Source organism: Streptomyces sp. NPDC025784 (assembly GCF_055558435.1).
The window spans coordinates 40,809-52,823 of record NZ_JBVHMN010000004.1 but is presented as its reverse complement, the minus strand read 5'-3'; the positions used below and the strand labels follow the sequence as shown (position 1 = coordinate 52,823).

13 protein-coding genes are annotated in these 12,015 nt (G+C 70.2%); 7 read left to right on the top strand and 6 right to left on the bottom strand.

All coding sequences use genetic code 11. The features are described 5' to 3' along the window. Window positions 1-2: 2 nt before the first annotated feature. Complete coding sequence (miaA, locus tag ACZ4IF_RS12010; protein ID WP_467561863.1) at window positions 3-941, bottom strand: tRNA (adenosine(37)-N6)-dimethylallyltransferase MiaA; 939 nt, start codon at window positions 939-941, stop codon at window positions 3-5. Window positions 942-1,124: 183 nt separating this feature from the next. Between miaA and ACZ4IF_RS12005 the strand changes: the two genes are divergently transcribed. Continuing rightward, window positions 1,125-1,382: a hypothetical protein gene (locus ACZ4IF_RS12005; RefSeq protein WP_467561861.1), complete on the top strand. Its 258-nt coding sequence runs from the start codon at window positions 1,125-1,127 to the stop codon at window positions 1,380-1,382. A 24-nt stretch (window positions 1,383-1,406) separates the two neighbouring features. Beyond that, a complete protein-coding gene (locus ACZ4IF_RS12000) occupies window positions 1,407-1,670 on the top strand; it encodes an antitoxin (RefSeq protein ID WP_028802327.1) in 264 nt (87 codons plus the stop codon). A gap of 103 nt (window positions 1,671-1,773) precedes the next feature. On the opposite strand, the gene ACZ4IF_RS11995 is transcribed toward ACZ4IF_RS12000, so the two are convergent. The 3 genes from ACZ4IF_RS11995 to ACZ4IF_RS11985 form a co-directional block, all read right to left on the bottom strand. Further along, window positions 1,774-2,493: a class III extradiol dioxygenase subunit B-like domain-containing protein gene (locus ACZ4IF_RS11995; RefSeq protein ID WP_467561859.1), complete on the bottom strand. Its 720-nt coding sequence runs from the start codon at window positions 2,491-2,493 to the stop codon at window positions 1,774-1,776. A gap of 284 nt (window positions 2,494-2,777) precedes the next feature. Next, window positions 2,778-4,304, bottom strand: a complete 1,527-nt coding sequence (miaB, locus tag ACZ4IF_RS11990; RefSeq protein WP_432174420.1) for a tRNA (N6-isopentenyl adenosine(37)-C2)-methylthiotransferase MiaB — start codon at window positions 4,302-4,304, stop codon at window positions 2,778-2,780. A 40-nt stretch (window positions 4,305-4,344) separates the two neighbouring features. Next, window positions 4,345-4,842 carry a pyrophosphohydrolase domain-containing protein gene (locus ACZ4IF_RS11985; RefSeq protein WP_467561856.1) on the bottom strand — a complete coding sequence of 166 codons (498 nt, stop codon included), beginning with the start codon at window positions 4,840-4,842 and terminating at the stop codon, window positions 4,345-4,347. Between the two features lie 87 nt (window positions 4,843-4,929). Between ACZ4IF_RS11985 and ACZ4IF_RS11980 the strand changes: the two genes are divergently transcribed. Beyond that, window positions 4,930-5,928 carry a TAXI family TRAP transporter solute-binding subunit gene (locus ACZ4IF_RS11980; RefSeq protein ID WP_467561854.1) on the top strand — a complete coding sequence of 333 codons (999 nt, stop codon included), beginning with the start codon at window positions 4,930-4,932 and terminating at the stop codon, window positions 5,926-5,928. A gap of 132 nt (window positions 5,929-6,060) precedes the next feature. Here ACZ4IF_RS11980 and ACZ4IF_RS11975 read toward each other — a convergent pair whose 3' ends face one another. Continuing rightward, window positions 6,061-7,467 (bottom strand): sensor histidine kinase, encoded by a 1,407-nt coding sequence (locus ACZ4IF_RS11975; RefSeq protein WP_467561852.1) that lies wholly within the window; start codon window positions 7,465-7,467, stop codon window positions 6,061-6,063. Between the two features lie 9 nt (window positions 7,468-7,476). Beyond that, window positions 7,477-8,163, bottom strand: a complete 687-nt coding sequence (locus ACZ4IF_RS11970) for a response regulator transcription factor (protein ID WP_095937060.1) — start codon at window positions 8,161-8,163, stop codon at window positions 7,477-7,479. Window positions 8,164-8,449: 286 nt separating this feature from the next. Here ACZ4IF_RS11970 and ACZ4IF_RS11965 point away from each other — a divergent pair, with 286 nt between their 5' ends. From ACZ4IF_RS11965 to ACZ4IF_RS11950, 4 genes are all read left to right on the top strand, one after another. Next, window positions 8,450-9,226, top strand: coding sequence for an amino acid ABC transporter ATP-binding protein (locus ACZ4IF_RS11965; protein WP_028802334.1), 777 nt, complete (start codon window positions 8,450-8,452; stop codon window positions 9,224-9,226). 109 nt (window positions 9,227-9,335) lie between these two features. Next, entirely contained in the window at window positions 9,336-10,175 is an 840-nt protein-coding gene (locus ACZ4IF_RS11960; protein WP_467561850.1) for a glutamate ABC transporter substrate-binding protein, read from the top strand. A gap of 132 nt (window positions 10,176-10,307) precedes the next feature. After that, window positions 10,308-10,973, top strand: coding sequence for an amino acid ABC transporter permease (locus tag ACZ4IF_RS11955; RefSeq protein WP_467561848.1), 666 nt, complete (start codon window positions 10,308-10,310; stop codon window positions 10,971-10,973). Then, window positions 10,970-11,851, top strand: coding sequence for an amino acid ABC transporter permease (locus tag ACZ4IF_RS11950; RefSeq protein ID WP_467561846.1), 882 nt, complete (start codon window positions 10,970-10,972; stop codon window positions 11,849-11,851). The genes ACZ4IF_RS11955 and ACZ4IF_RS11950 overlap by 4 nt, the downstream gene beginning before the upstream one ends. The last annotated feature ends 164 nt before the right edge of the window (window positions 11,852-12,015 follow it).

The following is a 12,015-nucleotide window of genomic DNA, read 5'->3' as shown; positions in this document are numbered from 1 at the left end:
GATCAGGCTGTAACCGGTCGTTCGACCAACGCCAGTGCGAGTTCCGGGAGTTCTGTGAGATCCGCCGCAGCGCCGCTGAGCCAGTGCACGCGGGGGTCGCGACGGAACCAGGAATCCTGTCGGCGCGCGAAGCGTTTGGTGGCGCGCACGGTCTCCGCGCGCGCCTCTTCGTCGGTGCATTCGCCCGCGAGGGCCGCCAGCACCTGCTGGTATCCGAGCGCACGCGACGCCGTGCGCCCCTCGCGCAGGCCCTGCGCCTCCAGCGCGCGCACCTCGTCGACGAGGCCCGCGTCCCACATGCGGTCGACCCGGCGGGCGATGCGGTCGTCGAGCTCGGGGCGCGCCACGTCGACGCCGATCTGAAGGGTGTCGTAGACGGAGTCGTGCCCCGGCAGGTTGGCGGTGAAGGGCTTCCCGGTGATCTCGATGACTTCGAGAGCCCGGACGATACGCCGGCCGTTGCTGGGCAGGATCGCGCGGCCGGCCTCGGGGTCGGCCGCGGCCAGACGGGCGTGCAGGGCGCCCGATCCGCGCAGGCCGAGCTCCTCCTCCAGGCGGGCCCGCACCTCGGGGTCGGTGCCGGGGAACTCGAGATTGTCGACCGCTCCGCGGACGTACAGGCCGGAACCCCCGACCAGGATCGGCCAGCGGCCCTCCGCGAGGAGGGCGTCGATACGGGCGCGGGCGAGCCGCTGGTACTCGGCGACGCTGGCCGTGACCGTGACGTCCCAGATGTCCAGGAGGTGATGCGGGACGCCTGCGCGCTCCTCGAGCGTCAGCTTGGCGGTGCCGATGTCCATCCCTCGGTACAACTGCATCGAGTCGGCGTTGACGACCTCGCCTCCGAGGCGTCGGGCGAGGAAAACGCCCAGATCAGACTTTCCTGCCGCGGTCGGTCCTACGACGGCGATGACCCTGGGGGCGGGGGATGCGCTACTCACCGCCCCAGTCTCGCAAACCTCGCGGGCTCTCCTCGAACGAGCTACGTGACGCCACGGGTCCGACGTCGTTGCCTGTTGCGAGGTTCCAGCCGCCGGTTTTCGAGGACCGGTGACCCGGGCGACGCAATGGGACGCACCGGGTGACGCGGGATTTCGCTCTCACGAGTAACGTATGGAGTGGATATGGGCGTTTTTGCACGGCTTCTCCGGAAGTCGAAGGCCACGGAGGAGGCGTCGACCGCCGAGGTGCAGACCGGCCCGCGCGGGGCCGCCGCCGAGGCGGAGACGGCGGAGGAGGCGACGGCATCGTCCGAGACCAAAGGCCCGGCCACCGCGGAGAAGACCGCGGCGACCGCCGCCGAGGAGGACGTGGAGATTCCTCAGCAGCAGACGGCCGACAAGGCCGCGGACAACGAGGCCGGTGAGGGCGCCCGCAAGTAACTGTCCCGCGAGAGAAGGGGAACCATGAGTCTCCTGGAGACATTGAAGTCCAAGCTGGCGCCTGCGAAGGACAAGGTCTCGGACCTCGCGCAGCAGCACGGGGGCAAGGTCACCGACGGTCTGGACAAGGCCGCGAAGGTGGTCGACGAGAAGACCAAGCACAAGTACAGCGACAAGATCCACACGGGCACGGACAAGGCGAAGGGCGCCATGGACCGACTCGCGCACAAGGACAGTGGCGGGCCCACGCCCCCGCCGGACGCGCCGTCCCCGCCTCCGGCATCCTGAACAGCACACAGAGCGGCGGACGGCCGCGGAGCACACCAGGCTCCCGGCCGTCCGCCGTTTTCACGCCCTCCGCCCGGTCGGCTCGCGCGCACCGGCAGGTCCGCTACGACCAGGCCGCGACCAGGTATCCCACTCCGTAGGGAGCGTCGTCGTAGAGCAGGGCGCCGCCCAGCCCCGCGCCCTCGGCAGCTCCCGCGAGGACCTGCCAGGCGGCTCTGCCCGAGGCCTTGAGCTCGTACGCCAGCTCGGTGTCCAGCGCCTTCAGTGCGGCGAGGTCCGCCGCTCCCAGCGCACGGGCGGCCTCGGCGTCGAAGGCCTCCGCACGTTCGTCGAGGTAGCCCGGCGCCTTGAGCGTCCGGCACGCGCTGGCGTCGCCCATCACCAGCAGCGCCACCCGCTCGGCCCGTCCGGCGATCGCCTGCCCGGCCCGGACGCAGCGCTCGGCCGCGAGCGGTTCCCCGACACCGAGCCCCTCGACGGGGGCGTCGGACCAGTCCGTCCGCTCCAGCAGCCACGCGGCGACGGCCAGCGACGGCGGCAGCCCGCGCTCCGCCGCGGCCGGGGCGGGCCCCTCTCCCCCGAGGTGCACGTCGAGATCGACGCCGAACCCGCGGAAGGAGCCGGGTGCCCCTTGCGGGAACGTCCCACGCCCGGACTCGTCGGCGGGCCCCACGACGACCAGCAGGTCGGGACGGGAAGCGGCCAGCAGTCCCACCGCGTCGGTGCACGCGGCGCGCGCGGCGTCCAGCTCGGGGGCCGCGCCGGCGGCGACGGCGGGGACGAGCAGCGGAGGGCAGGGGCAGACTGCGGCGGCTACAAGCATGATCCGCAGCGTAACGCGCTAGGTGGGTCGTCAGCCCCGAGTACCCTTCCAGCCCGTCAGCGGGAAGGGGTACCTACGCATGCAGCCCGGACGAGCCTTCGCCGACGAGCCCGCTCGCGGGTCCGGGACTCGCGTCCGCCCACGCCTGTGGTCGGTGCGGGGCAGTCCCCCGGTCAGGCCGGGGTCGGCTCGTCCCGTTCAAGTCGGAGCGTCCGACCCCGATCAGGTCGGGGTCGACCTGAGCCCGGTCGGACCGGGGGCGGCCAGGCCCCGGTCGGGCCGGTTCAGTCGCAGCCGCAGCCGCTGCCCGTGGCGACCGGGAGCGGCGCGGGCACGCCGATCTTCGGCAGCCCGAGCATGACACCCGCCGGCTTCGCGGCCTCGGCGGCGTTGCGCTTCTCCCAGGCATCCCCCGCGCGCGTGCGGCGCACGTTCAGGACCTGGCCCTCGGCGAGCAGGTGGTGCGGGGCGGCGTACGTGATCTCGACGGTGACCACGTCGCCGGGGCGTACCTCTTCGTCCGGCTTGGTGAAGTGGACCAGGCGGTTGTCGGGGGCGCGGCCGGAGAGCCGGTGGGTGGCGCCGTCCTTGCGGCCCTCGCCCTCGGCGACCATCAGCTCCAGGGTGCGGCCGACCTGCTTCTTGTTCTCGTCCCAGGAGATCTCCTCCTGGAGGGCGACGAGACGCTCGTAGCGCGCCTGGACGACCTCCTTGGGGATCTGCCCCTCCATGGTGGCCGCCGGCGTTCCGGGGCGCTTGGAGTACTGGAAGGTGAACGCCTGGGTGAACCGGGCCTCGCGGACCACGTGCATGGTCTGCTCGAAGTCCTCCTCGGTCTCGCCGGGGAAGCCCACGATGATGTCGGTGGTGATCGCGGCGTGCGGGATGGCCGCGCGCACCTTCTCGATGATCCCCAGGTAGCGGTCCTGGCGGTACGAGCGGCGCATCGCCTTCAGCACGGTGTCCGAGCCGGACTGGAGCGGCATGTGCAGCTGCGGCATCACGTTCGGGGTCTCCGCCATCGCGGCGATCACGTCGTCCGTGAAGTCGCGCGGGTGCGGGGAGGTGAAGCGGACGCGCTCCAGGCCCTCGATCTGCCCGCAGGCCCGCAGCAGCTTGCTGAAGGCCTCGCGGTCGCCGATGTCGCTCCCGTAGGCGTTCACGTTCTGTCCGAGCAGCGTGATCTCGGAGACGCCCTCGCCGACCAGCGCCTCGATCTCGGCCAGGATGTCGCCCGTCCTGCGGTCCTTCTCCTTGCCCCGCAGCGCCGGGACGATGCAGAAGGTGCAAGTGTTGTTGCAGCCGACGGAGATGGAGACCCAGGCGGCGTACGCGCTCTCACGCCGAGTGGGCAGCGTCGAAGGGAACGCCTCCAGGGACTCGGCGATCTCGACCTGGGCCTCTTCCTGGACGCGGGCGCGCTCCAGGAGGACCGGCAGCTTGCCGATGTTGTGCGTCCCGAAGACGACGTCCACCCAGGGCGCCTTCTTCACGATGGTGTCGCGGTCCTTCTGGGCCAGGCAGCCACCGACGGCGATCTGCATCCCGGGGCGCTTCGACTTCATCGGGGCGAGGCGGCCGAGGTTGCCGTACAGCCGGTTGTCGGCGTTCTCCCGGACGGCGCAGGTGTTGAAGACGACCACGTCGGCGTCGCCGTCCGACCCCTCGGGGGCACGTACGTAGCCGGCGCCCTCGAGGAGCCCGGAGAGCCGTTCGGAGTCGTGCACGTTCATCTGGCACCCGTAAGTGCGCACTTCGTAGGTCTTGGGTTCCTGAACGTCCACTGCCTGACTCCGGTCGCTGCTGCTCATGTGACAAGGGTAGGCGGTACCCGGGGTACCTCCTGTCGCCCTATGCCTCAGTGGCCGTCCAGCCCTGACCGCGAAGGATCCGGGCGACGTCCGGGGCCCTGTAGTGGTCCCCCTTGAGGACCTTGCCGTCGGCCCTGCGGGCGACCCGGCCGTCGGGGCCCAGCTTCGTCATGTTGGACCGGTGGACCTCGGCGATCACCGCGTCCAGGTCGATGCCGTGGACGAGCGCGGTGCCGTAGGCCACGTACACGACGTCGGCCAGCTCGTGCGCCAGCCGGTCGAGCGGACCGCCGACCGAGACCTCGGCGACCTCGGCGGCCTCCTCGGCGAGCAGGTCGCCGCGCTGGGCGGCCAGGGCCGGGGACACCTCGGTCGGGGTACTGCGGGCGTCCAGACCGAACGCGAGGTGGAACTCGCGCACCAGGGACGCGGGCGACGCCGCAGGGGCACCAGGGGTACGGGGCGCAGACGCGGGGACGGAGGAGGAGGGGGCCGGGACGCCGGGCGTGGGGTCCCGGGAGGGATCGGAGGACTGCATCCGGCGACCCTACCGATCCGGGAGGTGCCCGCGCGGTCGGCGGGGGCGGCCCTGGTCATGGCAGCCCCCGGCTGGCAGGATCGCGGAATGCTTCAGGCACTCCCCCGTATCGGCCGGCGCCGCGCGCTGCTCGGCTCGGCGGCCGCGTTCGTGGTCTTCGGGCTGCTGCTGTGGTGGCTGCTGCCGCTGGGCGAGGAGTCGCCCAGCGGCAGGATCAGGTTCAGCACGGGCACGCCGACGGGGGTCTACCAGAGGTACGGCACCCTCCTTCAGGACGCCATCGCCAAGGACCTCCCCCGCCTGGACGTGGAGCTGCAGAACAGCGACGGCTCCCAGGAGAACGTCCAGCGGGTGGCCACGGGGAAGGCCGACTTCACCATCGCGGCGGCCGACGCGGTGGAGACGTACCTGCTGCACGGCAAGCCGGGGGCGAAGCGGCTGCGGGGCTGCGCCCGGCTCTACGACGACTACGTGCACCTGGTGGTCCCGCGCTCGTCGTCCGTGAAGTCGGTGGCGGACCTGCGGAACAAGACCGTCGCCGTGGGCCCGAGCGGCTCCGGGGTGCGGCTGATCGCCAACCATGTGCTCCAGGCGGCCGGGCTCGACCCCGACGAGGACATCCGCCCGGTGGCCGACGGCATCGCGACCATGCCGGACCTGCTCAAGCGGCACAAGATAGACGCCTTCTTCTGGTCCGGCGGGCTGCCGACGAGCGCCGTGGTGGAACTGTCCAGGACGGACAGCGTCAGGCTCGTGCCGATCGGCAGCAAACTCATCAAGAAGCTGCACGAGCAGGGCGGCGCCTCCCGCTACTACCGCGCCGCGGTGATGCCTGCCGACGCCTATCCCAAGGCTCAGCGCGGCATGTCCGTGCAGACGCTGGCGGTGGCCAATTACCTGATCACCCGGGAGGACGCGGACGCGGACCTCACCCAGGAGCTCACCCGCACGGTGATCGCCAGCCGTGACCGCATCGGCGCCGTGGTGCACGCGGCGCAGCTGGTCGACCTGCGCACGGCCATCTACACCGATCCCCTGCCGCTGCACGAGGGCGCCCGCCGCTACTACCGGTCGATCAAGCCCTGATTCCACGCAGGGCCTGGGCGCGCGCCAGGGCGGTCGCCCACGGCCGGGCCGCATGTGGGGCGGCCGCTCCTCGGGCCGAGGCTCCGCGCGAGGACGGTCGATCAGGCCCTGCCCCGGCACGACGGCGGTCGCTCAGGAAGTCGGCCCCGACCTCGGCACCCTCACCGTGACCCGCAGGCCGTGCGGCTCGTGGTGGTCGTACGCGATCGAGCCGCCGCCCGCCGCGAGCAGTGCGCGCGAGATGGACAGGCCGAGGCCCGAGCCCTTGATGTTCTGGTGTCCCGCGCTGCGCCAGAACCGGTCCCCGATGCGGGCCAGGTCCTCGTCGCTGAGGCCGGGGCCGCCGTCGGTCACGACGATCGTCGAGGCCTCCCCGTTCGAGGCGACCTCCACCTCGACGCTTCCTCCCTCGGGCGTGAACTTCACCGCGTTGTCGATGACCGCGTCCAGGGCGCTGGACAGTGTGACGGGGTCCGCCCAGGCCGTGGTGGCCGGGCAGGCGCCCGCGAGCCGTACGCCCTTGCTCTCGGCGACGGGCTGCCAGGACGCCACGCGCTCGGCCGTCAGGGCGCCGATGTCGGTGAGCTGGAGGTCGGCGTCGGCGTGCTCGGCTAGCGCCAGGTCGAGGAGGTCGTCGAGCACCTGGGCGAGCCGTTTGCCCTCGGTACGGACCGACGCGATCTCCTCATTGCCCTCGGGGAGCTCCAGGGCGAGCAGCTCGATGCGCAGCAGCAGCGCCGAGAGCGGATTGCGCAGCTGGTGCGAGGCGTCGGCGACGAAGGCGCGCTGCTGTTCCAGGACCTCCTCGACGTTGTCCGCCATCTCGTTGAACGACCGGGCCAGACGTCTGAGCTCCGGCGGGCCGCCCGCGGCCGCCACCCGTGACTTCAGACGCCCGGTCGCGATGTCGTGGGTGGTGGCGTCCAGGACGCGTACCGGCCTGAGGACCCAGCCGGTGAGGCGCAGCGCCGCGCCGAGGGCGAGCAGCATCGCGGCGATCTCGCCCGCGCCGATGATCAGCCAGCCGTTCAGGGTCTTGGAGCGCATCTGCCCGGTCGGCGAGTCGGTGACGACGACGGCGATGACGTCACCGTCCCTGATGACCGGGGAGGCGACGACGAGGCGGTGCCGCTGCCAGGGCCAGACCTGTTGCGGGTCGTGGCTGCGCCGGCTGACGCGCGCCTCGTTGAACGCGTCGCGCGCCTCGCCCTTCTTGGGCAGCAACCAGGTGTCCGGCGCGTTCGCCATGGGCGTGTCGTTGCGGTAGAAGACGCCGGCCCGGATGCCGTACACGCTGTAGTAGCGGGCGAGTTCCGTGCGCAGGGTCTGGCCGCGTTCGTCGGTGAAGTTCTCCGGGGCCGCGGTCGGCGGGTCCGTGACGAACTGGGCGAGGGCCGCGAAGCGCGCCGTGTCGTCGATGCGGTCGACGACGACCTGTTGCTGCTCGGCCGCCGCCACACTCACGGCCAGCGGGACGCCGAGCGCCAGCAGCACGGCCGCCATCAGGACGATGAGCAGCGGCAGAAGACGTGTGCGCACCCGGCCCCGCTACGGCACCGGGGCGACGAGCCGGTACCCGACGCCGCGTACGGTCTCGATCAGTGCCGGCATGCGCAGTTTGGAACGCAGGGACGCGACGTGCACCTCCAGGGTGCGCCCGGTCCCCTCCCAACTGGTCCGCCACACCTCGCTGATGATCTGTTCCCGGCGGAAGACCACCCCGGGCCGCTGGGCCAGCAGTGCGAGGAGATCGAACTCCTTGCGGGTCAGTTGGACGGTCGAACCGTCGACGGTGACCTGGCGGTTGGGGAGTTCGATGTGCACGGGTCCGAGGCGCAGCGCGGTCTCGCCGTGGGTGGCGGCCTCGTCCGGCACGCTGCGCCGGCTGACGGCGTGGATACGGGCGAGCAGCTCTCCCGTGTCGTACGGCTTCACCACGTAGTCGTCGGCGCCGAGATTGAGGCCGTGGATGCGGGAGCGTACGTCGGAGCGGGCGGTGACCATGATCACCGGGGTGCTGGTCCGCTTGCGGATCTTGCCGCACACCTCGTAGCCGTCCTGGTCCGGCAGTCCCAGGTCGAGCAGGACGACCCCGAAGCCGTCGCACTCCGGCACCAGCGCCTGGAGCGCCTCCTCGCCGCTGCGGGCGTGCGTGACGTCGAAACCGTGTCGCGCCAGCACCGCGGACAGGGCGGCGGCGACATGGTTGTCGTCCTCGACGAGGAGCAGTCTCATTCCGGCCCCCTCCGGTTCATCGGTCGTACGGTCTCGGCTTGTAGAAACGCGGCGCACCCGCGCGTGCACTGTGGAAGTCACGCCGATGGATAAGGATGGCGTCAAGAGCCATCGGGTTGCCGACGGCTTCCGTTACCCAGCCGGTACGCGACCGCGTACCCCCTGCTACGACACGTGTCCGATTGCTACCGGATCGTGATGCTCAAGTTCCCCTCAGATGTAATGACGCTGGTCGTACGGGGTTACTACTGTCCTCCGAAACCGAGGAGGATGGAGCCAAAAAGCGATGACCGAAGCATCGGTGGCCAAGGACGCCGTGGCCGCGGCCGAGGAACTGGTCGTCCTGAAGGGCGTCAACAAGCACTTCGGCGCGTTGCACGTGCTCCAGGACATTGACCTGACGATCGCCCGCGGCGAGGTCGTCGTGGTCATCGGGCCCTCCGGGTCCGGAAAGTCCACTCTGTGCCGCACCATCAACCGCCTGGAGACCATCGACTCGGGTGACATCTCGATCGACGGCAAGCCGCTGCCCGAGGAGGGCAAGGCACTCGCCCGGCTGCGGGCCGACGTGGGCATGGTCTTCCAGTCCTTCAACCTCTTCGCGCACAAGACGGTGCTCGAGAACGTGATGCTGGGGCAGATCAAGGTCCGCAAGGCCGACAAGAAGGCCGCGGAGGAGAAGGCCCGCACGCTTCTCGACCGCGTCGGCGTCGGCACGCAGGCGGACAAGTACCCCGCACAGCTGTCCGGCGGCCAGCAGCAGCGTGTCGCGATCGCCCGGGCGCTGGCCATGGACCCCAAGGTCATGCTCTTCGACGAGCCGACCTCGGCGCTGGACCCCGAGATGATCAACGAGGTCCTCGAGGTCATGCAGCAGCTCGCCAGGGACGGCATGACCATGATCGTCGTCACCCATGAGATGGGCTTCGCCCGATCGGCCGCCAACCGGGTGGTGTTCATGGCCGACGGTCGCATCGTCGAAGAGGCTGTGCCGGACCAGTTCTTCAGCAACCCGCGCAGCGACCGTGCCAAGGACTTCCTGTCGAAGATCCTGCACCACTGACGTCCTGCACTTCTTCACGGCCGGCCCTCGTCGACGACGGTCCGGCCCCCGAAGTCCCTCATTCGTTCCTGAAGAACTGCGTCTCTTCACCAGTCAAAGGATGTTCACCATGAAGCTCCGCAAGGTCACCGCCGCCTCGGCCGCCGTCCTCGCACTCGCGGTCACCGCCACGGCGTGCGGCTCCGGCGACAAGGACGACAACGGGTCCTCCTCCGGCGGCGGCAAGATCAAGATCGGCATCAAGTACGACCAGCCGGGCCTCGGCCTGAAGGAGCCCAGCGGCTCGTTCTCCGGCTTCGACGTGGACGTGGCGACCTATGTCGCCAAGGAGCTCGGCTACAAGCCGGACCAGATCCAGTTCGTCGAGACCAAGAGCGCCGACCGCGAGAACGCGCTCGCCCGCGGCGACGTCAAGTTCATCGCGGCCACGTACTCGATCACCGACGAGCGCAAGCAGAAGGTCGACTTCGCCGGCCCCTACCTGCTCGCCCACCAGGACCTGCTGGTCAAGACCGACTCGGACATCTCCAAGGGCACGGACCTCAACGGCAAGAAGCTCTGCTCCGTGACCGGTTCCACCTCGGCCCAGAACGTCAAGGACACCATCGCCCCCAAGGCCAACCTGCGTAAGTACGCCGGCTACTCGGAGTGCATCGCGGGTCTGCAGAGCGGTGCCGTGGACGCGGTGACCACCGACGACTCGATCCTCGCGGGCTTCGCCGCGCAGGACAAGTACAAGGGCCAGTTCAAGCTCGCCGGGCTCAAGCTCAGCAACGAGAACTACGGCGTCGGCGTGAAGAAGGGCGACACCGCCACGCTCAACAAGATCAACAAGGCGCTGGAGAAGATGGTCAGCGACGGTTCCTGGCAGAAGGCGGTCGAGAAGAACTTCGGCCCGGCCGAGTACAAGAACGAGCCGGCCCCGAAGATCGGCGCGATCGTCAAGTAAGGCGGAACTCCGCCGACGCAGGACTCCCGCGGGCAACGCGGGGCTCCGCGGGTGCGCCGCCGCTCACCGCGATCAAGGCGGCGGCGCGCCGCGTCCTCCACGTACGCCACAGACCCGGAAGCGCGGGAGATCGTGTTCGACTTTCTTCAAGGTTATGACGTCCTAGGGGCGTTCTGGATGACGGTGAAACTCACCGTCCTGTCCGCGGTCGGCTCCCTCGTCTGGGGCACCCTGCTGGCCGCGATGCGGGTCAGCCCGGTCCCGCTGCTGCGTGGAGCGGGCGCCGCCTACGTGAACATCGTCCGGAACATCCCCCTGACGGTGATCATCGTCTTCAGCTCGCTGGGCCTCGCCGACATCTTCGGCGTGACGATGGGCACCGACAACTTCGACATCCAGGGCTTCCGCCTCGCGGTCCTCAGCCTCGCCGCCTACCACGCCGCCTTCGTGTGCGAGGCACTGCGGTCCGGCATCAACACGGTGCCGGTGGGACAGGCCGAGGCCGCCCGTGCGATCGGGCTCAGCTTCAGCCAGACCCTGCGGCTCATCGTGCTGCCCCAGGCCTTCCGCTCCGTCATCACCCCGCTGGCGAACGTGCTGATCGCGCTGACCAAGAACACGACCGTGGCGGCGGCGATCGGCGTGGCCGAGGCCGCCAGCCTGATGAAGACGATGATCGAGAACGAGGCCCAGACGCTGCTCATCGGCGCCGTCTTCGCCTTCGGGTTCGTGGTGCTGACCCTGCCCACCGGCCTCTTCCTCGGCTGGCTGGGCAAGCGACTGGCGGTGAAGCGATGACTTCCGTTCTCTACGACGCTCCCGGCCCCCGGGCCAAGCGGCGCAATCTGATCGTGTCCGTGGTCTCCTTCGCCCTGTTCGCCCTCCTCCTGTGGTGGATCTGGCGGACGATGGACGACAAGGGACAGCTGAAGTGGTCCCTGTGGGAGCCGTTCACCACCGCGGAGGCGTGGACGACCTACCTGCTGCCCGGACTCGGCAACACCCTCAAGGCCGCGGCACTGGCCATGGTGATCGCCCTTCCGCTGGGCGCGCTCTTCGGCATCGCCCGCCTGTCCGACCACCGGTGGATCAGCGTGCCGGCCGGTGTGGTGGTCGAGTTCTTCCGCGCCATCCCGGTGCTGCTGCTCATGCTGTTCGCCAACGAGCTGTACGTCCGCTCCAGCGGTCTCAGCAGCGAGGAGCGCCCGCTCTACGCCGTCGTCACGGGCCTGGTGCTGTACAACTCCTCGGTCCTGGCCGAGGTCGTGCGCGCCGGCATCCTGGCCCTGCCCAAGGGGCAGTCGGAAGCCGCCATGGCCATCGGTCTGCGCAAGAACCAGACGATGACCAGCATCCTGCTCCCGCAGGCCGTCACGGTCATGCTGCCCGCCATCGTCAGCCAGCTCGTCGTCATCGTGAAGGACACGGCGCTGGGCGGTGTGCTGCTCCAGTTCACCGAGCTGCTCAACGCCCGCAGCACGCTCGCGGCCAACTACGCCAACGTCATTCCGAGCTTCATCGTGGTGGCCGTCATCTACATCGTGCTGAACTTCGCCCTCACGAGCTTCGCCTCCTGGCTCGAGGGCCGACTGCGGCGCGGCAAGAAGTCGACGGGCGCGGTACTCCCGGCCGCCGACGCGGGAGACGCGACCGCCGCCGGCGCGACTGTCGCCTGACGGACAGTCAACCTGTGCGGTGACCGAGGGGCAGTGGCGATCGCGCCACTGCCCCTCGCGGCTTGCCGCAGCTACGGGCACCGGCCTCTCGCGGTCTGCGCGCACCGCGCGGACGAGGTGCGCGTCGCGCACTCCTCGCGCCATCCGGCGCCAAGGGGACCATT

What these genes read in the sequence shown, in the direction of transcription:
- ACZ4IF_RS11965 (WP_028802334.1), top strand. Translation starts at nt 8,450, where the DNA reads ATGACCGAAGCATCGGTGGCCAAGGACGCCGTGGCCGCGGCCGAGGAA.
- ACZ4IF_RS11970 (WP_095937060.1), bottom strand. Translation starts at nt 8,163, where the DNA reads ATGAGACTGCTCCTCGTCGAGGACGACAACCATGTCGCCGCCGCCCTG.
- ACZ4IF_RS11980 (WP_467561854.1), top strand. Translation starts at nt 4,930, where the DNA reads ATGCTTCAGGCACTCCCCCGTATCGGCCGGCGCCGCGCGCTGCTCGGC.
- ACZ4IF_RS11950 (WP_467561846.1), top strand. Translation starts at nt 10,970, where the DNA reads ATGACTTCCGTTCTCTACGACGCTCCCGGCCCCCGGGCCAAGCGGCGC.
- ACZ4IF_RS11960 (WP_467561850.1), top strand. Translation starts at nt 9,336, where the DNA reads ATGAAGCTCCGCAAGGTCACCGCCGCCTCGGCCGCCGTCCTCGCACTC.
- ACZ4IF_RS12005 (WP_467561861.1), top strand. Translation starts at nt 1,125, where the DNA reads ATGGGCGTTTTTGCACGGCTTCTCCGGAAGTCGAAGGCCACGGAGGAG.
- miaB (WP_432174420.1), bottom strand. Translation starts at nt 4,304, where the DNA reads ATGAGCAGCAGCGACCGGAGTCAGGCAGTGGACGTTCAGGAACCCAAG.
- ACZ4IF_RS11985 (WP_467561856.1), bottom strand. Translation starts at nt 4,842, where the DNA reads ATGCAGTCCTCCGATCCCTCCCGGGACCCCACGCCCGGCGTCCCGGCC.
- ACZ4IF_RS11995 (WP_467561859.1), bottom strand. Translation starts at nt 2,493, where the DNA reads ATGCTTGTAGCCGCCGCAGTCTGCCCCTGCCCTCCGCTGCTCGTCCCC.
- ACZ4IF_RS12000 (WP_028802327.1), top strand. Translation starts at nt 1,407, where the DNA reads ATGAGTCTCCTGGAGACATTGAAGTCCAAGCTGGCGCCTGCGAAGGAC.